This window comes from Thermomonospora sp. CIF 1 (assembly GCF_001896795.1).
Lineage (GTDB): Bacteria > Actinomycetota > Actinomycetes > Streptosporangiales > Streptosporangiaceae > Thermomonospora > Thermomonospora curvata.
Genome location: NZ_MOYN02000015.1, coordinates 262,493 through 284,142, shown reverse-complemented (window position 1 = coordinate 284,142; position 21,650 = coordinate 262,493). Strand labels below are relative to the sequence as shown.

Here is a 21,650-nt window from a genome sequence, read left to right as displayed (position 1 = left end):
TACCCCGTCGTTTCCGCACCGAGAAGCATGAGGTGATATGGATTTCGAATATCCTTCCCCGGATCCGCCTCCGGCACGGCGGCACGCCCGGGCGCCCGATGGCGCAACATCCGTGTCATGACCAACATTCGCCCAGGAAAAGCCACCATGATGGGGTGACAACACAAAGCGCGGGTCTGTCGCGGGAGGTCACGGCTCATTAATGTTGCTGCACGTGTCGAGAGCCCAGGACCTTCCTTCCGCCTCCTCCGCCGAAGCCCGCTCCGCCGACGGACGTGACGGGGCCACCGGTCCCCCGGAGCCGGAGCGTCCGCCGCATACCGAACCGCACGCCGGGCCGCCCCAACCGGCCCTCGACATCGATCGCCTGACCGCCGAACTGGCCCGGCTGGCGGCCGCCCTCGAACGCGAGCACGAGCGGGCCGCGCACCGGGAGGCCGTGATCGACCGGCTGCACGCCGACGTGCAGACGCTGCGCCGCGGCGAGCTGCAGACCCTGTTCGAACCGGTGCGCGCCGTGCTCTACCGGCTGCACGACCTGACCAGACGCGAGGCGCGGCGCTGGGCCGACGACCCGCCCGAGCCCCGGCACGCCGCCGCGCTGCTGGCCACGGTCGCCGACGAGATCGCCGAGGCGCTGGCGCGCACCGGCGTCGAACGCTTCACCGCCCGGCCCGGCGACCCCTTCGACCCCGCCCGGCACCGCCCGGTCGCCGTCGAGACCGTCGAGGACCCCGCGCTCGAGGGCGCCGTCATCAGCGTGTGCAGCGACGGCTTCGAGCGGGCCGACCGGGTGGTCCGCAAGGCCGAAGTCCGCATCGGGCGTCCCCCCACCCCGGACCGCGACGACCCGGCCGACTCCGCGCCGCATCCCCGATCCGACCGACCAACAGGTGAGTAGGACATGGCTGTCTATGGGATCGACCTGGGAACCACGTACTCGTGCATAGCCTGCATCGACGAGGTGGGGCGTCCCACGGTCCTGCGCAATCTCGAGGGCACCGACACCACCCCCTCGGTGGTCTACTTCGAGACCAGCGACAACGTGATCGTCGGCGCGACCGCCAAGGACAACGCGGTGCTGGAGCCCGACAAGGTGGTCAGCCTCATCAAACGCGACATGGGGCGCGACATCACCTACCCCATTCACGAGTTCGGCTACACCCCTGAGGAGCTGAGCGCGTTCATCCTGCTCAAGCTGGCCACCGACGCGCGCACCACCACCGGTGAGGACGCCCGGGACGTGGTGATCACGGTGCCGGCCTACTTCGGCGCCGCCGAGCGGGACGCCACCCGCAAGGCCGGCCGGATCGCCGGGCTCAACGTGATCGACATCATCTCCGAGCCCATCGCCGCGGCCATCAACTACGGGGTGCTCAACCCCGAGCAGGACCGCACCATCTTGGTCTACGACCTGGGCGGCGGCACCTTCGACACCACCGTCATCGCGTTGCGCGACGGCAACATCGAGGTGATCTGCACCGACGGCGACCACGAGCTGGGCGGCGCCGACTGGGACGCGCGGCTGGTGGAGTACCTGGCCGAGCGGTTCCGCGAAGAGCACCCCGACGCCGGCGACCCGCTGGACGACAAGCAGACCGAGCAGCAACTGCGCCGCGACGCCGAGGACGCCAAGAAGGCGCTGACCACCCGCACCTCCTACACGGTGCGGGTGATGCACGACGGGCGGGCCGCGGCCATCGAGATCACCCGCGAGAAGTTCGAGGAGATCACCAAGGACCTGCTGGACCGCACCATCGAGATCACCGGGCGGACCCTGGCCACCGCCGCCGACAAGGGCATCACCGACTACGACGACCTGGTGCTGGTCGGCGGCTCCACCAAGATGCCCGCGGTGGCCGCGCGGCTGGAGGCCGAACTCGGCCTCAAACCCCGGCTGCAGGACCCCGACCTGGCGGTGGCCAAGGGCGCGGCGCTGTACGCCTTCGAGGAGACCTACCGGCGGCTGCTGCGCTCGGGCGCCACCGAGCAGGCCCAGGAGATGGCCAGCAAGGCGGGACTGTCGGCCGAGCAGCAGCGGCAGATCGCCGGACGGCAGATCAAGACCGTCGCCTCGCACGCCTTCGGCATCGTGGTGGTGGACCGCGAGACCCAGGCCGAGCAGGTCGCCCACCTGGTGCACGCCAACGACGAGCTGCCGGCCTCGCACACCGAGGACTTCTTCACCGTCTACGACAACCAGACCGCCGCCGACGTGCGGGTGATGGAGCAGGCCGGCAGCGTGGAGTCCCCCGAGCCGGCCGACAACAACGAGATCGCCACCGGGGTCATCAAGATCCCGCCGGGCAAGCGGGCCGGCTGGCCGGTGGAGGTCACCTTCGAGCTGGACACCTCCGGCCTGCTGCACGTGACGGCCGTGGAGAAGGAGACCGGCGAGAAGCTGGAGCTGAAGGTGGACGTGGGCGGCATGTCCGAAGAGGAGGTCGAGCGCTCGCGCGCCGCCCTGTCCCGCGTCCAGGTCAGCTGACGGTGACCGCGTTTCATGGGGTTTGACGACGACTACAAGCGGGAGGTGCTGGAGCCCGCGCGGGAGGCGGGCGATCAGCCCCCGGAGGACCTGCGGGTGCGCTACCGGCTGCGCGATCCGCTGGTGCCCGCCCAGGTCGCCGAGCAGGTCCGGCTGGTGCGCCAGTGCTGGCGGCGCGCCCGGGGGCAGCTGAAGTACCGCAAGCTGATCGACCGGCTGGAGGCCGAGCACCGGCAGCTGGCGCCGCTGTTCGCCGCCGCCGAGCGGGGCGATGTGCGCCCGCTGGCCGAGCGGCTGCGCGGCAGCCGGGAACGCAGCGCGCAGCGGCTGGCCGACGCCCGCGCCCGCCTGACCGACGCGGCCGGCGAGGTGCGGATGGTCACCCCGGCCGAGGTGGAGGAGCTGGCGCGGGCGGCCGGCATCGCCCCCGGTGAACTGGAGTCGGTGGCCAAGGTCGAACGGATCGAGATCCGCGACCCGGACCGGCTGCCGGCCTCCCCGCCGTACGCCGGCTACCGCAAGGTGCGCGAGTCGCTGGATGTGCTGGGCCACCGGCATCTGGCCGAGTTCCTGTTCGGGGACGCGCTGGGCGGGCCGATGCGGGTGCTGGAGGGGTTCGCCGCCCCCGGCGTGCCGCCCGGCCCGCAGGCGCTGGCGCAGGCCGTGCAGCAGGCGGCCGAGCAGTGGGCGCGGCGCGCCCGCGACAGCAGCAGCACCCACGCCGGCACGGTGCTGGTGGCGCTGCGGGAGGCCCCACCGGACGCGCTGATCTGCTACGACCTGGCCGAGCGGCTGCGGGAACGGCACCGCCAGCGGGCCTCCCAGGGCGCCCTGCTGCGGCACGCGGTGCAGGACCTGGGGATCGAGCCGGCCGATGCGCGCCGCCTGGTGTTCGCGGTGCTGCGCGAGGACGGCCCCGGCGGCGGCGCGGCGGCGCGGCTGCGGGCGCTGCTGGACGCCGGGGAGGTGTACGCGGCGGCGCTGCTGGGCGAGAAGCTGGCCGGCTCCGAGCTGCCGGAGGAGGCCGAGCTGCTGGCCGAGGAGGCCCGGCAGCGGGTGGCGGCGGCCGTGCGGCTGCGGGAGGCGGCCACCGCCGAGACCGACGCCGACCGGGCCTGGCGGATGCTGGCCGACGCGCTGGCGCTGGTGCGCGACCTGCCGGGCGCCGCCGAGCACCAGCGGCGCCTGCCGCCCCGTCCGGTGCCGCGCCTGCGGGCGGTCGCCGAGGGGACGGGGGTGCGGCTGGACTGGGCGCCCAGCCCGTCCGCGGTGGGCGAGATCACCTACCGGGTGGTGCGGTGCCAAGGCCGCCCGCCGGGCGGGGACGGCGACGGGGAGACGGTGGCCGCGGTCGCAGAGGCCACCGGGGCGTTCGACGCGGACCCGCCGGTCAACGTGCCGCTGTACTACGGGGTGGTGGCCCGGCGCGGCGCCGCGGACGCGCCGATCACCTGCGCGGATCCGGTCGTGGTGCGCCCGGAGGTGCAGTCGCTGGAGCTGGTGGCCGGCGACGGGGTGGTGACCGGCCGCTGGATCGCCCCGCCGGGCGCCGCGCGGATCGTGGTGCTGCGGGAGGGCCGGCCGGTCGCGGCCGAACGCGACGGCTTCCGCGAGCAGGTGCCCAACGGGGTTCCCTGCCACTACCGGATCGCCGCCGTCTACCTGGACGGCGAGGGCCGGGAGACGATGACGCCGGGGGTGACGGCCTCGGTCACCCCGAACGCCCCGCCCGAGCCGGTGCGCGAGTGGACGGTGGAGACCGACCCGGCGGACCCGGCGCGGACCCTGCTGTGCTTCCCCCACCCGCCCGGCGGCACCGTGGAGATCCTGATGCTGGAGGCGCCGCCGCCCTGGCCGGTGGGCACGCTGCTGCCGGCGGCCAAAGCGCTGCAGGCGGGCCGCAGAGTGCCGGCGGCGCCCACCTCCCGGGGGCTGATGCTGCGCCCGGACGGCGGCGGGTGGCTGCTGGCGGTCACGGTGTCGGGGGACCTGGCGGCGATCGGCGCCTGCCACCGGCACGTCAACCTGCCTCCGCCGGCCGCGCTGGTGGCCGAGCGGCGCGGGGAGAGGGTGCACGTCGGGTTCGACTGGCCCGAGGAGGTGGCGGAGGTGGAGCTGACCTACCGGGTCGGCGCGTCCGCCCCCCGCGAGGAACGGCTGACGGTCACCCGCGCCGCCTATGAGTCCGGCGGCGGGATCCACCTGCCGGTGCCGGCGGACCAGCCGGTCACGGTGGCGGTCGCGGCGGCCGGGATGCGGCAGGGCGCGCGGGTGGTGGGACCGGCGGCGCAGACCACGCTGCCGGCCCGCCGGCGGGTCCGCTACGACCTGCGGCGCTCGGGGCCGCCGTGGCGGCGGTCGCTGACGGTCCGGCTGTCGGCGCCGCACCCGCTGCAGGTGGCGCGCCTGACCCTGGTGCACCGGGACGGCCAGGTGGAGCCGCAGCGGCCCGAGGACGGCCGGGTGCTGGGGACCTGGGAGCAGGTGCCGGTCCCCGGTGAGCTTTCGGTGCCGGCGCCCGGCGGATCGGGGCCATACTGGCTTCGCTGTTTCGCCGACGATGAGTCCATCGAACTGATCGACCCCCCGGTCCGCAGCCGCCAGACCCTGAGGTGAGGATGCGCCCGATCACCTGCCCCTACTGCTTCGCCGAGGTGCCCCGCCAGCAGATCGCCTTCCGCTGCATGGGCCGGGCGGGCCGGGGCCAGGGCTGCGACCCGGTGCTGGATGAGCGGCTGGCCGCCTACACCGGCTCGACGGCCGGGGCGTCGCTGCCGCCGGTGTTCACCGCGCCGGGACGGCGCAGCCGGGCCGAGTGCCCCTCCTGCGGGCGCGTCAGCACGCGGCGGGTGTGCCCGCACTGCCACAACCCGCTGCCGGCGGCCTACTGCGAGACCCCGGGCCGGATCGTGGCGCTGGTGGGCGCCAAGAACGCCGGCAAGAGCACCTATATCGCGGTGCTGCTGCATGAGCTGATGAACCGGGTCGGCACCGAGCTGGACGCCTCCCTGGTGGCCTGCGACGACCGCACCATCGACCGCTACAAGCGGGACTTCGCCCGGCCGCTGTATGAGGAGCGGCGGCTGCTGCCCACCACCACCAGCGCCGCGACCGCGCCCCGCGAGCCGCTGGTGTACCTGCTGACCCGCACCCGGCAGGCCCGCCGCCGGCTGCCGAGCAGGCTGCGGCTGGGCCGCGAGCGCACCGAGTCGCTGGTGCTGGTGCTGTTCGACACCGCCGGGGAGGACCTGCGCAGCCGGGAGGTGCGCGATCTGCACCTGCGCTACCTGGAGGCGGCCGACGCGATCATCTTCCTGGTGGACCCGCTGGAGCTGCCGGGGGCGCGGGCGGCGCTGCGGGAGGAGGCCGCCGCGCTGCTGCCGGCCACGCCGCCCGACCCCGACGCCGAGCCGATCAACGTGATCGCCCGGGTCACCGAGGCGCTGCGGCAGCGGCGGGAGCTGCGGACCGGCGAGCGGCTGAAGGTGCCGGTGGCGGTGGCGCTGACCAAGATCGACGCGCTGGCCCCGGCGCTGGCGGTGCAGTCGGCGCTGCACCGCACCCGCCCGTCGCCGGGGACGCTGGACCTGGACGACCGGGAGGCGGTGGACGCCCAGGTGCGGGGGCTGCTGCACCAGTGGCAGGCCGGGCAGCTGGATGTGTACCTGCGCCAGCAGTACGCCGAGTACGCGCTGTTCGGGGTCTCGGCGCTGGGCGGGATGCCCAGCGACGGCCGGGTGGGCGCCGGCGGGGTCCGCCCGCACCGGGTGGAGGATCCGCTGCTGTGGCTGCTGCACCGGTTCGGCATGCTGGAGGGCACGCGCGGCCGGGCGAACGGGAACGGGAGCTGACAGGTGGCCTGGCAACTGCACTACACCTCGGCGCGCAAGGGCCCGACGGGCCGTTCGGGGTTTCAGTTCGTGGCCGAAACGCCCGGCCTGCCGCCGGGCGTGCGGGCGGCGGTGACCCCGTTCATGGCCTACCGGCCGCCGCCGGATGCGCCGCTGTCGCCGACCCCCAAGGAGCTGGAGCGTTTCCCGGTGGCGCTGTCCTACGACCGGGTGGGCGGGCGGGCGCTGCTGGTGCGCTCGCGCTACCTGGGCCAGGACTATTCGGGCCGGCAGGGCAACTTCTTCGCGCACGCGGTGGTGGCCGAGCCGGAGGAGCTGGAGGGGCTGCGGCCGATCGAGCTGTGGCAGGCGGAGATCTGGGCCGAGCAGCCGGGCGACGGCGAGCTGGCCCCGCTGGAGGACCTGCCGCCCGGCTCGGGCGTCTCCCCCGAGACGCTCGCCGAACGGCTGGCCGCGGAGAACTCCTACCCCCTGCTGGTGCGGCTGGTGGACACGGCGGTGGCGGCGCTGGACCGCGGGCACGGCAGGCTGGTGCTGGTGTGCCGGGACGCCGGGCCGATCGTGCACTGGATCGCGGTGCTGTCGTATTCGCTGCCGGCGGCGGTGGCGGCCCGGCTGTCGTTCACCACCTTCACCGCCGACCCCGCCGGCACGCCGCACCGGGTGGTGGGCACCACGCCCGATGTGTGGTCGGCCGTCCGCCCCGACGACCCGGCGTTCTTCCTGGACGAAAAGGAGCCCCGGGAGGAGAAGGCCGGGCGGGCCGCCGCCGGAGACGGCGGCAGCCGGTTCGCGCGCACCGTGGCGGACTGCTGGCGGGAGGCCGATTTCGCCGGGCTGGACGCGCTCGGTGAGCTGGTCACCGTCCAGCTCGACGGCGAAGACGGCGGCGCGGAAAAGGCCGCGCTGGCGCCGGCGCTGGAGCGGGCGGCGGCGCTGCTGGCGCTGTGCCGGGGCCGCACCGCCCCCTCCCCCGAGGAGGAGAAGCCGGCCGCCGAGCTGCTGACCCGCCACGGCGGGCGCGTCCCCGAGTGGGTGTGGCCGGAGCTGGTGCCGGCGCTGCCGGCGGTGGGGTTCGACCTGGCGCTGGCGATGCACACCTGGGCGCGGCGGGTGCAGGCGGCGCAGGTCGCCGACCGGTGCGCCGAGCGCTGCGCGATGCTGGCGCTGCAGGACCCCGGCCTGGCCGGCCGGCTGCCGCGCTTTGAACTGTCGGCCCAGGCGCTGGAACGGCTGGAGCCGCAGCTGACGCAGGCGCTGCGGCAGGCCGCCGACCTGACGAGGGTGGGGCATCTGGTGGCGGCGGCCGTACGGGCCGGCGTCCCGCCGGCCGCCGAGGAGGTGCGCGCCGCCGCCGTCCGGTGCGCCCGCCGCGGCGCCGGCGACCTGGCCGAGGCGCTGACGGCGGTGCCCGCCCCCTGGCGGGAGCGGCTGACCGACGGCGTGATCGCCGGGCTGGCGCAGGCCGATGCGGCCGGGCGCGCCGCCCTGCTCACCGACCGGGCCTGCGACCTGCTGCAGGCCCGGGACTGGTCGCAGGCGCCCGAGGTGGGGCTGGCGGTGCTGGCGTCGGTGGGGCGCCGGCACCGGGACCGCCGGGTGGATGTGACCGGCGCGCTGCTGCGGCTGGACGCATCGCAGTCGGCGGCGGTGGACGCGGTGCTGCGCGAGGTGTGGGCGGTGCCGGCGTCGGCGGCCGAGTGCGGCGCGCTGCTGGACGCCTACGAGGAGCTGGTGCCCCGCTACCCGGCGCTGGCGGCGCTGCCGTCGCGGACGTTCCGGCAGGCGGCGGTGGACGGCGAGCTGGCGCTGGAGGACCCGGTGCTGCTGCGGGTGGCCGGGCAGGTGCTGGCGGCCTTCGAACCGCAGGCGCGCGCCGCCCGCGACGCCGCGGTGCTGATCGCCTACGCCAAGACCGTCGGCGCCGCGCAGCCGGACACCGCCGCCGCCGAACTGGAGGTGGTGCACGCGGCCGCCGGCCAGGCCGACCCGCAGCTGTGCCGGACCGCCTTCACCTGGGCGGCCCGGCGGCTGGCCCGCCGCGACACCCGCTTCCGGGCGGCGGTGCTGGCCGCCGCCTCCGCCCCGGTCCGCGCCCGGCTGGCCGGGCGGTGGATGGAGCCGCGGGGACGGCGGATCTGGGGGCGGCCGGCTTTCGGGCCCGGGCAGCGCAACGAGCTGGTCGAGATCGCCCTGCGGCTGCGGCGGGCCGGGGTCAGCGAGCCCCGCCTGGAGGCGTGGGCGCGTTCGGCCGCCGGGGGCTGGATGGCCTCCCGGCAGCTGGAGTCGCACCTGCGCCAGGAGCCGGAGCTGCGCGCCGAGCTGCGCAGACTGCTGGCCGGCGGCGAGGAGGGCTGAGGCGGTGCCCGCCGTCATCGCGTTCCTGCTGGTGGCCCTGTGGCTGGGCGCCATGTGGCTGGGCTTCATCGTCATCTTCCCGGTGCTGTTCACGCTGACGCTGCTGAGCGCCGGGGCCGTGGTGCTGGGGTTCGTCTACCTGCAGGCGTGGCGGACGCTGGCGCCCATCACCGCCAAAGGGCCCTCGCCCGTCCCGGTGCCCGAGGTGGCCTACCGGCACTACCTGCTGGGCCAGGTGTGGCTGGACTGGTGGGCGATGACGCGGGTGGTCGTGCCCTGGGCCTGGCAGACCGCCCGCACCGCGATCGTCAAGGTCACCCGGGTGCTGCTGGGCGGCCTGTGGGGTTACTTCCTCATCCCGGTGTGGCTGGCGCTGGTGGCCGGGATCGCGCTGGCGGCGCTGCCGGCCACGGTCATCGGCGCCGCGCTGACGGCCTGCTACGGCCTGGTCGCGGTGGTCGGGCTGGGCGGGTGGCTGGTGTGCGTGGCGACGCTGGGCCTGCTGGAGCGGGCGTTCATGGCCTATGGGCGGATTCTGCAGACCTGCCCGCACCCGTTCTGCTACGAGAAGATCGCGCTGCCGGTGTATGAGTGTCCCGGCTGCGGGCTGCGGCACCGGCGGCTGGTGCCCGGCACCGCCGGGGCCTTCCGGCACGTGTGCCGGTGCGGGGCGCGGCTGCCCACCACGATCCCGCTGGGCCGCTACCGGCTGACCGCCTACTGCCCGCACTGCAACGGGCGGCTGCCGGAGCGGATCGGGCGGGTGCGGGTGGAGCCGCTGCCGTTCGTCGGGGGGCCGGCGGCGGGCAAGACGACGTTCATGTTCCTGGCCATCCGGGCGCTGCACGCGCGGGCCCGCGCCGCGCACGGCGCGCTGGCCTTCGTCGAGCGGCGGCACGCGCAGGCGTACGCGAGCGCGATGCGGGAGTTCCAGCGCGGCGGGCGGCTGGCCAAGACCGGCCCGGAGCTGCCGCTGGCCACCATGGTGGATGTGGAGCTGCCCGGCGCCGGGCACCGCATCCTCTACCTGTTCGACCCGGCCGGCGAGCATTTCACCGGGGCCGGGGAGGTGGAGTCGCTGCGCTATCTCGACCACGGCGAGGCGCTGCTGTTCGTGGTGGACCCGTTCGCGCTGCCGGTGGTGCGGCGGGCGTTGAGCGAGGAGGAGCGGGCCGCGGTGGAGCAGGCGGCGCCGTCGTCGGAGGAGGACCCGGCCGACACCCTGCAGCGGGTGCTCAACGAGCTGCGTTCGCGTCCGGACCGGGGCCGGCAGCGGCGGGTGGCGGTGGTGCTGACCAAGATCGACCTGCTGCGCACCACCATGGTCGGCCGCTCGCTGGCCGGCCTGGAGGGCCTGTCCGGGCGGGAGGCGGGCGAGCGGGTGCGCCGCTGGCTGCAGGAGGCGGGGCTGGGCAACGCGATCCGGGCGCTGGACCAGCTGGCCGGGCGGGTGCGTTACTTCGGCTCGGGCCTGGACACCGACCCGGCCGAGGTGGCCGGGCTGCTCGGCTGGGTGACCGGGCTGCCTTCTGCCGGCCGGAAGGGGGCGCCGGTCCCGCCGCTGGAGATCGACGAGGAGGTGCCCGGCACCGCCCCGCTGCGCGACCCCTGGCCGGTGCGGGGCCGGCGCAACGCGCTGGTCCCGGTGGGCTATCAGGCCGGGCGCTGGTCGGTCTTCGCCGGTCTGGTGCTCTTGGGCGTCGCCGCCTTGGCGGTCGGCGTCGGCCAGGGCGTGCACGCCCTGCCCTGGTCGTAGCGTCCGCGCCCCGGCCCGCGAGGTGTGATCGAGCTTACTCAGAGCGCCGGAATGAGTTGAAACTTCAACTCGTTTCGTGAGGACGATCCCGAACCTCTAGAGCCAGAAGGTTTGCGATATGACGGCACCCACCGTGCAGGACGACACCGCCGCGCAGGAGCTGGCCCTGGACCCCTTCGCCCAGGACCTGCTGTTCCGCCAGGCGCGCACCGCCAACGCCTTCACCGACGAACCGGTCACCGACGAGCAGGTGCGGGCGATCTACGAGCTGGTGAAGTGGGGGCCCACCGCGATGAACTCCCAGCCGCTGCGGCTGGTGGCGGTGCGCAGCAAGGAGGCCCGCGAGCGGCTGATCAAGCACTTGTCCCCGGGCAACCGGGACAAGACCGCCACCGCGCCGCTGACGCTGATCGTCGCCGCCGACAACGACTTCCACGAGCACCTGCCGACGGTGTTCCCGCACGCCCCCAACGCCAAGGACGCCTTCGCCGACCCCGAGGCCCGGGCCGGTGCGGCCCGTTTCAACGCCGCCATCCAGCTGGGCTACCTGATCGTGGGCATCCGCGCCGCCGGGCTGGCGGCCGGCCCGATGACCGGTTTCGACGCCGACGGCCTGTCTGCGGAGTTCTTCCCCGACGGCCGCCACCGGGCCATCGCCGTGGTCAACGTCGGCAAGCCCGGCCCCAACGCCTGGTTCGACCGCAACCCGCGCCTGGACTACGAGCAGGTCGTCACCACCGTCTGATCCGCCCGAGGATCCCCTTCGCGCCGGGGCTCGCAGCACGTCCGCGGGCCCCGGACCGTTTCCCCGGCCGGGCGGGCCCGCTCAGCGGGGCCGCAGGGCGGTCAGGACGAAGTCGGCGACCTCGGCGGCGAAACGGGAGGCGGGTTTGGGGCCGTCGGCCCGGTACCAGCGGGGCATCTCGTTGACCATGCCGAAGACGATCAGCGTCACGGTGTCGGCGGGGGCGACGCGGGAGAACACCCCCTCGCGCTGGCCCCGTTCGATGAGGTCGCGGAAGGCGGTGTGGTAGCGGCGCCGCTCGGCGCGCACCGCGGCCAGGCGGGCCGGGTCGAGGCGGTTCAGCTCCCGGGCGAAGACCTTGGCCTCGTCGATGTGCTCGGCGGTGGAGATCACCAGCGCCTCGATCACCGCCCGCACGGTGGCGGGCGGGTCCAGCCCGGCCGCCAGGATGCGCTCCAGGTCCTGCAGCTGGCGGCTGATCAGCGACTGGTAGATCTCCTGCAGCAGGTCCTGCTTGGAGCCGAAGTAGTGGTAGAGGCCGCCCTTGGTGATCTGGGCCCGTTCCACGATCTGCTGCACGGAGGTGCCGTCGAAGCCGTGCTCGGCGAACAGGTGCACGGCGGCGGCCAGAATGCGCCGCTCCGTCGGCGACGTCCGCGCGCCGGCGGGCCGTCTGTCACCGGCCATGCCCCCGCCCTCCCGCCGCCGGTCCGGAAAGCTCCGCTCGCTCGATGTGCCGAAAAGCCTGCCACTGCGCCTGCGCTCCCCCTAAGTTTGCCAGGTACCGACTAGTCGGTACGCGAGGAGGCGGACATGACCACCGTGGAGACCGTCAGGGGCGCCGTCGACGTCGCCGCACTGGGCCGGACGTACATGCACGAGCATGTGTTCGTCCTGTCCACCGAGCATGTGCACAACTACGGCCTCGGCGGCTGGTGGGACGAGGAGGAGCGGGTCGCCGACGCGGTGGCCAAGCTGCGCGACCTGGCCGCGCAGGGGGTCTCCACGATCGCCGACCCGACGGTGTGGGGGCTGGGCCGCTACATCCCGCGCATCCAGCGCATCGCCGAGCAGGTGCCGGAGCTGAACATCATCGTGGCCACCGGCCTGTACTCCTACGATCAGCTGCCCTTCCAGCTGCACTACCGCGGCCCGGACACGCTGCTGGGCGGCCCGGAGCCGCTGGTGGAGATGTTCGTGCGCGACCTGACCGAGGGCATCGCCGACACCGGCGTCAAGGCGGCCTTCCTCAAGTGCTGCGTGGAGGCCCAGGGCCTGACCCCCGGCGTCACCCGCATCCTGCGCGCGGTGGCCGCCGCCCACCGGGAGACCGGGGCGCCGATCACCGTGCACACCTCGGCCGCCGCGCAGACCGGACGGCCGGCGCTGGAGCTGCTCGGCAAGGAGGGCGTGGACCCCTCCAAGGTCGTCATCGGCCATGCCGGCGACAGCAACGACCTGGACTACCTGATGGAGCTGGCCGACACCGGCGCGATCTTGGGGATGGACCGCTTCGGGCTGGATGTGTTCAACCCCACCGAGCAGCGCGTGGCCACCGTCGCGGCGCTGTGCGAGCGGGGGTACGCCGACCGGATGGTGCTCAGCCATGACGCCAGCTGTTACATGGACTGGTTCGGCCCCGACCCGGAGTCGCTGCGCAGCATGGCCCCCAACTGGCACTACGGGCACATCGGCCGGGACGTGCTGCCCGCGCTGCGCGCCGCCGGGGTCAGTGAGGCCCAGATCGAGCAGATGCTGGTGGGCAACCCCCGCCGTTACTTCAGCGGCGCCTGAGCCCGCTCGTCCCGGATGACCGCGTGCGCCGGCGGCTCCCCGCGGGGCCGCCGGACGCGCGTCCTCCTTTCCGGCGGGCGCACGGGCCGCCCGCCGGCGCCGGGGCGCACGCTCGTCCGGGGAAGGGGTGCCCCGTCCGGAGCCGGCCGGTGACCGCACCGCACTCGAAACCGCGACACGCCCGAATTACGGTAGGGCCATGACCGATCTTCCCGACCGCCGGATCCCCGCCGACCCGCGGGATCTGCGGGCCTCCGACGCCGATCGCGAGCAGGTGGCCCAGAGGCTGCGCGAGGCCGCCGGTGACGGCCGGATCAACCTCGAGGAACTGGAGGAGCGGCTGACCGCCGCCTACACCGCCCGTACCTATGGGGAGCTGGAAGCGCTCACCCGCGACTTGCCGGGCGGCGCCGTGCCCGCCTTCGGCCCCGTGCCGCCCGGCCAGCGCATCACCGGTGGCGAGCCCACCTCCCGGACCGGTATCGCGATCATGAGCGAGTTCAAGCGGCGGGGGCCCTGGACGGCGCCGCGCCGCTTCACCGGGTTCGCCTTCTGGGGCGGCGGGACGATCGACCTGACCGAGGCCCGCTTCAGCGAGCCGGAACTGCGGATCAACGCCTTTGCCATCATGGGCGGCATCGACGTCATCGTCCCCGAGGACCTGGAGGTCACCGTGCGGGGGCTGGGCATCATGGGCGCCTTCGACGACAAGGCCACCGGGCCGGGCGCGCCCGGGGCGCCCAAGGTGGTGGTCGGCGGCTTCTCCTTCTGGGGCGGCGTGACGGTCAAGCGCCGCAAGAAGAAGGAGCTCAAGAAGGCAGAGGACTGATCCCGCCGGCGGTCAGCGCCCGGTCAGCCGCCGCCGGTAATCGGCCAGCATGCGGTGGACCGCGGCCATGTCGTAGCCGCGCAGCACGATGTCGAAGGCGGCCTCGTCCAGCTCCCGGTCCTCCAGCGGCTCGGGCTCGATGCGGTAGGCGCGCAGGGAGTAGCGGCCCAGGCGGCCCCATATCCGCACCACGAACTGCTCGACCTGGTGGCGGTCATAGCCGCGCCAGCGCACCGCCAGGCCGTGCTCGCGGCGGATCTCCTCGCGCAGCTCCAGCGGCAGGTGCAGCCGCTGGAGCTCGGGCCCGGTCCTGTGCTCCGGCTCGGGTTCGGGCTCGCCGAGCACCAGGCTCAGCCCGCCGTCCGGCTCGTCGTCGGTCAGTTCCACGCCCTCCAGCGCGGCCAGTTCCCGGCGGTAGCGGCGCATCGCCCCGTCCACCTCGAACCGGTCGTAGCCGCGCAGCGCGACGCTGAAGCTGGTCCACTCCAGCAGCTTGAGGGTGACCGGCGGCCCTTGCAGGGGGGCACGGCCCAGTGTGCCCTCCAGCTTGGCCACCATCTCGTCCACCTGCCGCGGGTCATAGCCGCCCAGGACCATCGAGAACTTCGGCATTCCCGGTACCTCCGCGCCGGAAGGTAGCCAATCCCCGGCCGCGCGGGCCACCCGGCCGCCGGGTGGCCCGCTGAGCGCCGCCGCTCAGAAGTTGGAGACCACCTGGGTCAGCACCTTGTCCAAGGTGGCCGGGTCGCGGGAGTCGTAGGCGGCGGCGTCGGTGGCCTCGGAGATCTTCTTCAGCGCCCCGCCGTCGGCTCCGGCGCCGTAGGCGATGGTGAAGATCCGCACTCCGTCGGCGCCGTCCAGCTCCTTCAGCAGTTCCTCCAGCGACAGCCCGCCGCCGGGGTCGTCGTTGCGGCCGTCGGTGAGCACCACCACCGAGTTGATCGCCCCGTCCTGGCGGACGGCCCGCACGTGCCGGAAGGCCGCCAGCGTGCTGTCGTACAGCCCGGTGTCGCCGCGCGGGCGCAGTGCGGCGATCTGCTCGCGCAGCCGCTCCCGGTGCCCGGGGGTGCTCATCGGTCTGATCGGGACGAGCGGGCGGTAGTCGCGGCCGCCGCCCAGATCGGTGGAGAACTCCCACAGTCCCACGCGGTCCACTGCGACGAAGTCGTCGACGGCCTGCCGGAGCGCGCGCTGGGCCTGCTGCATCCTGGTGCGGCCGGTGCCCGGCAGCGGTTCGGCCATCGAGCCGGACACATCCACCAGGAACAGCACGTTGGCCCGCTTGCGCAGCGACTCCCAGCTGCGCAGCACCCCGTCCAGCACCTCGGGGTCCGGCGGGGCGAGCGTCTTGCGCGGCCGGTCCGGCAGCAGCCCGTCGGCCTCCTTGATCACCTCGCCGGGCCGGTTGTCGAAGCCGCGGAAGCCGTCGGCGCGGAAGGCCCGCTGCACCCGCTCACCGCGCAGGTAGGACAGGAAGTCCTCGGCGGCGCGGCGCTTGCCGGGGGCGATGGTGCGCAAGATGACATAGGGGTGGTCGGAGACCAGCGTTCCTTCCTTGGGGTAGATGGCCACCAGCGGCGTCTTCGGCTTGGGATGTTTGCCGGCCTGGGCCGGGTCCCCGGTGGGGTTGCCCTGGTTGTAGTAGTGGACCGACATCTCCTCCACCGCCACGGCCGACACATACGACAGCCCGGCGCCGGCGTCGTCGGCGCGCTGCAGCCCTTCCAGGAAGGTCAGCGTGGTGTCGCCGTAGTGGACGACGGAGTTCTCCAGGGTCCGCACGGCCGCCTGGACGCCGGCGCGCCGCAGGTCGGCGGCGGTCAGGCCGCTGGTTTTGCCCGCGGCGGCGTAGTAGGCCCCGACCGTGGCGTTCAGCCCGGAGGTGGAGAAGCCGGGGTTGGTCTTGCCCATGCGGAACTCTCCCCACTCCGGGTGCCCGACCGCGCCCCAGCCCCGCCGGTCGCGCGCCAGCTTCAGCAGGTCCGACCAGCCCAGTTCCCGGTCCGGCCAGCCCAGGGCCTGCGCCATCGGCTTGGGCATGGCGATCACCAGGGGCGCCGCGGCGATCCCCTGGCTCTGCTCCGGCAGCAGATCCAGGCGGCGTTCGGACTGGGCGAGCCGGTGCCGCAGCAGGGTGACCCAGCCGGAGCCGGCCGGTGACCACACATCCGGCACCGGCCCGTCGGTCTGGGCGTCCCAGCCGCGCGCCAGCGCGCTCATCGCCTCGCCGGAGGACTTGACCTGGACGGCGACGTGCACGCACCGGCCGTCCACCTCGCGGCCGGAGTAGTCCTCAGCCGCCCGGCGGACGATCCCCGCCTTCTCCGGGGAGGTGACCAGGTTCAGCGTGATCCCACCGGTGCCGCACCCGCCACCGCTCACCGCCTTGACCAGCGCCACCACGGACACGATGACGATGGCGACGACCAGGATGACGAAGAGCGACATGAGCCTGCCCGGCCATCTGCGCCGTGGCGGCACGGGCGGCAGCACGGGTCCCGGCGGAGGCGGGAAACCCGGTGGCGGAAAACCGGGAGGCGGAGCGGGGGGCGGGTGGTACACGGAAACCTCCAACGGGCCGCCGGACCGGCGGCGATCATCGCCGGCCGCGGCGCAACGCTACCGGGCCGGACAACGCCACTACCAGCAACTTTCGCAGATAAGACTTCTTGCGCTCTTGTGAAGGTTCCGCTCTTTGCTGCACAAGACCGTCTATTCCGCTCCGGACGGCCCGGCCGGTCCGAGCACGAAACGCGTTCGGAGAAGAGCGGTTCGCAGGTGCGGCGGCCCAGGCGTCCCGGCGGGTTCGTGTCCGCGACCGGCGACGGCGCACGCGGCAGCCAGGCGCCACCGGCCGTGCCTCCTGCCGAAGACGCCCACCGCGGTCGATGGGCCCGGCCGGCCGGAAGACGGCTGCAAAGTTCTGGCAGGCGTAGACCGGCCAGGGCCGCCGCATTCGCGGCGGCCCTGGGAATCAGCCCGGTGGTCGATCTCAGCGGGCCCGTCTCACGCACCTTCCGGTGCGCCGGGAGAGGCGGTGCAGAGGGCCACTACCCCGGCAGACGGCGCTGACACCCGTTTCCTCATTCCGGTGCCGTGGCGGTTCCGCGCCGCGGGGATGCGTCACCAGGTGTCGATGAAGGCGCGGCGGGCGGACTCCAGGGGGACGTCGCGCAGGGCTGTGGTGATCCAGCGCCGGGTGTCGGCCGGGTCGATCACGTCGTCGATTTCGAAGACGGTGGCCGCGTTCAGCGCCTTGCCCTGCTCGTAGGCGGCCGCCACCAGCGCATCGAAGGTCGCCTGCCGCTCGGCCGGGTCGGCGATCGCCTCAAGTTCCCGGCGGAACCCCAGCCGGACCGCCCCTTCCAACCCCATGCCGCCCAGCTCCCCGGTCGGCCAGGCCACCGTGGCCAGCGGCACCCGCAGGCTGCCGCCGGCCATCGCCTGGGCGCCCAGCCCATAGGCCTTGCGCAAGATCACCATGCAGATCGGCACCCGCAGGTGCGCGCCGGTCACGAACAGGCGGGAGAAATGCCGCACGGTGGCGGTCTGCTCGGCGTCCGGGCCGACCATGAAGCCGGGGGTGTCGCACAACGACACCACCGGCAGGCCGTGGGCGTCGCACAGCTGCAGGAAGCGGGCGGCCTTGTCGGCGGCGTCCCGGTCGATGGCGCCGCCCAGGTGGGCGGGGTTGTTGGCGATCAGCCCGTAGGGGCGGCCCTCGATGCGCACCAGCGCGGTGATGATCCCGGCGCCGAACCCTTTGCGCAGCTCCAGCACCGAGCCGGTGTCGGCGAGGGTTTCGATCACCGCCCGCACGTCGTAGACGCGGCGGCGGTCCTGCGGGATCAGGGACCGCAGCCGCCGCTGGTCCGGCGCGTCCCACTGCGGTGCCGGGCCCTGGAAGTAGGACAGGTAACGGCGGGCCACCGCGACCGCCTCGGCCTCGTCGGCGACCGGCAGGTCCACCACCCCGTTGGGGACCTGCACCGAGATCGGGCCGATCTGCTCGGGGGTGTAGCTGCCGAGCCCGCCGCCTTCGATCATCGCCGGGCCGCCCATGCCGATGTTGGCGTCGGCGGTGGCGATGACCACATCGCAGCAGCCCAGCAGGGCGGCGTTGCCGGCGAAGCAGCGCCCGGCGGCGATGCCCACCAGCGGCACCTGCCCGCTGAGCCGGGCGAACAGGTGGAAGGCCATGGTGTCCAGGCCGGAGACGGTGGGGGTGTCGGTGTCGCCCGGCCGTCCGCCGCCGCCCTCGGCGAACAGCACCACCGGCAGGCGCCGCCGGGCCGCCAGCTCGAACATGCGGTCTTTTTTGAGATGGTTCATCGCCCCCTGGGTGCCGGCCAGGACCATGTAGTCATACGACATGACCACCGCCTGGCGGCCGTTGATCTCGCCGATCCCGGCCACCAGGCCGTCGGCGGGGGTGCGCTCGATCAGCTCTTCGACGGGGCGGCGGCGCCGCTGCGCGGCGATGACCAGCGCGCCGTACTCGGTGAAGGTGCCCGGATCGCACAGGTCGGCGATGTTCTCGCGGGCGGTGCGCCGGCCGGTGGCGCGCCGGCGGGCCACGGCCTGGGGCCGGGCGGCGTCCAGGCCGATCTCGTGCCGCCGGATCACCTCGGCGAGGTCCTCCCTGATCTCCTCCTCCGCCGTGCCGTCCGGCCGCCCGTCCTCGGCGGCGGGCGCCTGCTCCTCGACGGCGGCGGGCTCCAGGTAGGCGACCGGGTCGCCCTCGGCGACGGTGTCGCCGGGCGCGACCGGCAGCCGGCGCACGATCCCGGCGGTGGGCGCCTCGACGACGTGCTGCATCTTCATCGCCTCCAGCACCACCAGCGGGCCGCCCGCCGCCACGGCCTGCCCCTCTTTCGCCTCCACGCTCTCGACCGTGCCGTGCATCGGCGCGGTGACCTGGACTTCTGCCACGCTCACGCTCCTTCGCCGCCGGTTTGCCGCAAAGCGACCTGCAACCCGATGTTCCGGGGGAATGCGGACGATACTCGGTCCCGTCCGAAAGCGGCCGGACGGGGCGCGTCGCTGCAAAGCCGAAACGGCGAGCCGAGGGGAACGCACGGGCCACGGCGACGATCCGGCCGATCCCGCCGGCGCCGCATGGGCGACCGGTGATGCCGCAGTTCTAAGCGCGGCCGGTGAGTTCTTTTCGGCGTGCGCCCGCGGGAGGCCCGCCGGTGCTCACGGCCGCATCCCCCGGCCTGCCGCCCGCGGAAATCACGCCAAGGCCCGCCGACGGGCCGGGAGGGTGACGAGCCCCGGGGCCGGAGGCGAGCCCCGGGGCCTGCTCGAAGTCACGGCCTGGGGAAGGCGCACTCCACAGGGGTGCGGGGATCCAGCCCGGCCAGCGTGTTGAGGATGACCAGCTGGGTGGGCTTGTCCCAGATGATGGCCAGGTGCTCGACGGGGTTGAGCGGGCACAGGTCCTGGATGGTGAGGTTGCGGGCCCGCCCATCCTTGAGGAAGGAGTTGGTGTAGGGGGTCACCACCTCGTCGTACCTGCTGGCGATGACGGTGTAGACGACGCCGGGCACGGTGTCGCCGCCGTCGTTGAGCTTGCGCAGGAACTGTGAACCCTCGATCTGCTGACCGACGGCCGGTGCCAGCCGCACCGCCAGCTCGGTCAGCCGCATCAGGCCGCCTTCGACGACCAGGCCCCAGAAGGTGGTGCCGTAGTTGGACGGCGCCAGCCCGATCAGGTGGTGGACCTTGTCGGCGCCGCCCAGAAAGCGCACGTAGTAGCGGGGCATCATGCCGCCCTGGGAGTGCCCGATGATGTCGACCTCGGCGGCCCCGGTGGCTTTCAGCACGGCGTCGACGAAGGCGGCCAGCTGCCCGGCGGAGGTGGGGATGTCCTCGGTCCCCTGGATGGGGGACTCGGGGGTCTTGCCGCCGTAGTTGAGGGCGAAGACGCAGTAGCCGTGGCGTTTGAGCACCGGCGACAGCCACTGCCAGTTGAACGCCATGTTCTCGAACGTTCCGTGGACCAGCACCACGGGGCGGGGCCGCTGCGGGGTGGGCTTGCAGGTCCAGTCGTTGGCGCCGGGCGGGGAGGTGTCGGCGTGGGCGGTGCCGGGCGCCGCCAGGAGCATCGCGGCGGCGGTGACGGCCGAGGCGGCCAGGGCGCTCCAGGCGCGCATTCTGCGGCGGCGCATTCGTTCTCCTTTACGGGCCGGGGGTGGAAGGGGCGGTGGTCCGCCCGCGGAAAGGAGCCGTGGGGTTGGTTAGAGCAGCGCCGAAATATTCAATAAGTAAGTTATTACAATCGCGGGAACGGCTGTCTTGTCAGCATCGGAGCCAAAACCGGCGGGCACTTGTCACCCGGCTGACAATTGCTTCTCTCCACCCGCACCGAAAGCTCCCTGCCCGGATACGGCCGGGCGGCGGGCCGAAACGCCCGCCGCCCTTGCACATCACCCGGGTGGCACGCCACCGTCTTCGCGCCATCCGGACGCCTTGCGGGAATCACCCCGTCCTCAAAAGGCGTCCCGGAAAGGGCGGGCTCAGGCGGGCACGCGCTCGAACACCGCGGCCAGGCCCTGCCCGCCGCCGATGCACATCGTCTCCAGGCCGTAGCGGGCCTGGCGGCGCTCCATCTCATACATGAGGGTGGCCAGGATGCGGCAGCCGGTGGCGCCCACCGGGTGGCCCAGCGAGATGCCCGAACCGTTGACGTTGAGCCGCTCGAAGTCGCCCGCGCCGAACCCCCACTCGCGGGTGACGCCGAGCACCTGGGCGGCGAACGCCTCGTTCAGCTCGATCAGGTCCATGTCCGCCAGGGTCAGGCCGGCCTGCTCCAGGGCGCGCGCGGTGGCCGGCACCGGCCCCAGCCCCATCAGCTCCGGCGGCACCCCGGCCACCGCCCACGACACCAGGCGGGCGCGCACGGTCAGCCCGAGCCGGTCGGCCTCCTGGCGGGTGGTCACCAGGCAGACCGCGGCGCCGTCGTTCTGGCCGCTGGCGTTGCCCGCGGTGACCGTGGCCCCGGGGTCCACCGCGGCCCGCACCGGGCGCAGCGCGGCCAGCTTCTCCAGGGTGGTGTCGGCGCGCGGGTGCTCGTCGCGGTCCACCACGACGGTCTCCTTGCGGCCGGGCACCTCCACCGGGACGATCTCCGCATCGAAGCGTCCCTCCCGCTGGGCGGCCACCGCCCGCTGGTGGGAGCGCAGCGCCAGCTCGTCCTGCTCGGCGCGGGGAATGCCGTATTTGGCCCGGACGTTCTCGGCGGTCTCCAGCATCCCGCCGGGCACCGGGTGGTGCTCGCCGCCGGGGGTGACGCGCGCCCGGTCCAGCCGGTCCATCAGCTTGATCTCCGCGCCGGGGCGGCCCCAGCGCAGCCCGGTGGCGTAGTACTCCACCTGGCTCATGCTCTCCACACCGCCGGCGATGACGGTCTGGCAGGCCCCCGACTGCACCATGAGCACGGCGTTGATGACCGCCTGCAGGCCCGAGCCGCAGCGCCGGTCGATCTGGCTGCCGGGGACCTCCACCGGCAGCCCGGCGTCCAGGGCCGCCACCCGGCCGATGGCGGGGGCCTCCCCGTTGGGGTAGCACTGGCCGAGGATCACCTCGTCGATCCGGTCGGCGCCGGTGCGCTTGAGCAGCTCGGCGATGACCGTGGCGGCCAGCCGCTGCGGCGGGACGTCCCGAAGCGCCCCGCCGAACCTGCCGACGGGAGTGCGGACGGGCGAGCAGATCACGACCTCACGCATACGGCGACCTCCAGAACCGATCAGCGATTTCCAGAGTGTGCCGCATGCCCCGGGTCGCGCCGAGGCCCGGGGGCGCGGGTTGTCCGCCCGCCCATTCCA

15 protein-coding genes are annotated in these 21,650 nt (G+C 73.9%); 9 read left to right on the top strand and 6 right to left on the bottom strand.

The window, feature by feature from the left end; all coding sequences use genetic code 11:
* Window positions 1-214 precede the first annotated feature (214 nt).
* From BUE48_RS09335 to BUE48_RS09305, 7 genes are all read left to right on the top strand, one after another.
* On the top strand, window positions 215-901 hold the full coding sequence (locus BUE48_RS09335; RefSeq protein ID WP_245537019.1) for a nucleotide exchange factor GrpE: 687 nt from the start codon (window positions 215-217) through the stop codon (window positions 899-901).
* A gap of 3 nt (window positions 902-904) precedes the next feature.
* Window positions 905-2,488, top strand: coding sequence for an Hsp70 family protein (locus tag BUE48_RS09330; RefSeq protein WP_012852230.1), 1,584 nt, complete (start codon window positions 905-907; stop codon window positions 2,486-2,488).
* Window positions 2,489-2,503: 15 nt separating this feature from the next.
* On the top strand, window positions 2,504-5,104 hold the full coding sequence (locus BUE48_RS09325; protein WP_286989644.1) for a SaeA-related protein: 2,601 nt from the start codon (window positions 2,504-2,506) through the stop codon (window positions 5,102-5,104).
* A 2-nt stretch (window positions 5,105-5,106) separates the two neighbouring features.
* Window positions 5,107-6,339 (top strand): TRAFAC clade GTPase domain-containing protein, encoded by a 1,233-nt coding sequence (locus tag BUE48_RS09320; RefSeq protein ID WP_012852228.1) that lies wholly within the window; start codon window positions 5,107-5,109, stop codon window positions 6,337-6,339.
* Window positions 6,340-6,342: 3 nt separating this feature from the next.
* Window positions 6,343-8,697, top strand: coding sequence for a GAP1-N2 domain-containing protein (locus BUE48_RS09315; RefSeq protein WP_286989643.1), 2,355 nt, complete (start codon window positions 6,343-6,345; stop codon window positions 8,695-8,697).
* Window positions 8,698-8,701: 4 nt separating this feature from the next.
* Window positions 8,702-10,453 (top strand): TRAFAC clade GTPase domain-containing protein, encoded by a 1,752-nt coding sequence (locus BUE48_RS09310; RefSeq protein WP_012852226.1) that lies wholly within the window; start codon window positions 8,702-8,704, stop codon window positions 10,451-10,453.
* A gap of 118 nt (window positions 10,454-10,571) precedes the next feature.
* Window positions 10,572-11,198, top strand: a complete 627-nt coding sequence (locus BUE48_RS09305) for a malonic semialdehyde reductase (RefSeq protein WP_012852225.1) — start codon at window positions 10,572-10,574, stop codon at window positions 11,196-11,198.
* An 81-nt stretch (window positions 11,199-11,279) separates the two neighbouring features.
* On the opposite strand, the gene BUE48_RS09300 is transcribed toward BUE48_RS09305, so the two are convergent.
* A complete protein-coding gene (locus tag BUE48_RS09300) occupies window positions 11,280-11,885 on the bottom strand; it encodes a TetR/AcrR family transcriptional regulator (RefSeq protein WP_012852224.1) in 606 nt (201 codons plus the stop codon).
* A gap of 126 nt (window positions 11,886-12,011) precedes the next feature.
* Between BUE48_RS09300 and BUE48_RS09295 the strand changes: the two genes are divergently transcribed.
* Both BUE48_RS09295 and BUE48_RS09290 read left to right on the top strand, forming a co-directional pair.
* Complete coding sequence (locus BUE48_RS09295) at window positions 12,012-12,992, top strand: phosphotriesterase family protein (protein ID WP_012852223.1); 981 nt, start codon at window positions 12,012-12,014, stop codon at window positions 12,990-12,992.
* Between the two features lie 199 nt (window positions 12,993-13,191).
* Window positions 13,192-13,821, top strand: a complete 630-nt coding sequence (locus tag BUE48_RS09290) for a DUF1707 SHOCT-like domain-containing protein (RefSeq protein ID WP_012852222.1) — start codon at window positions 13,192-13,194, stop codon at window positions 13,819-13,821.
* A gap of 12 nt (window positions 13,822-13,833) precedes the next feature.
* On the opposite strand, the gene BUE48_RS09285 is transcribed toward BUE48_RS09290, so the two are convergent.
* From BUE48_RS09285 to BUE48_RS09265, 5 genes are all read right to left on the bottom strand, one after another.
* Window positions 13,834-14,433: a hypothetical protein gene (locus tag BUE48_RS09285; RefSeq protein ID WP_012852221.1), complete on the bottom strand. Its 600-nt coding sequence runs from the start codon at window positions 14,431-14,433 to the stop codon at window positions 13,834-13,836.
* 84 nt (window positions 14,434-14,517) lie between these two features.
* Window positions 14,518-16,269, bottom strand: a complete 1,752-nt coding sequence (locus BUE48_RS09280) for a substrate-binding and VWA domain-containing protein (RefSeq protein ID WP_012852220.1) — start codon at window positions 16,267-16,269, stop codon at window positions 14,518-14,520.
* A gap of 675 nt (window positions 16,270-16,944) precedes the next feature.
* A complete protein-coding gene (locus tag BUE48_RS09275) occupies window positions 16,945-18,753 on the bottom strand; it encodes a carboxyl transferase domain-containing protein (RefSeq protein WP_012852219.1) in 1,809 nt (602 codons plus the stop codon).
* A 380-nt stretch (window positions 18,754-19,133) separates the two neighbouring features.
* The gene (locus BUE48_RS09270; RefSeq protein ID WP_012852218.1) at window positions 19,134-19,994 is read right to left on the bottom strand and encodes an esterase/lipase family protein; all 861 of its coding nucleotides are present in this window, start codon (window positions 19,992-19,994) and stop codon (window positions 19,134-19,136) included.
* 348 nt (window positions 19,995-20,342) lie between these two features.
* Window positions 20,343-21,551 carry an acetyl-CoA C-acetyltransferase gene (locus BUE48_RS09265; RefSeq protein ID WP_012852217.1) on the bottom strand — a complete coding sequence of 403 codons (1,209 nt, stop codon included), beginning with the start codon at window positions 21,549-21,551 and terminating at the stop codon, window positions 20,343-20,345.
* Window positions 21,552-21,650: the final 99 nt, after the last annotated feature.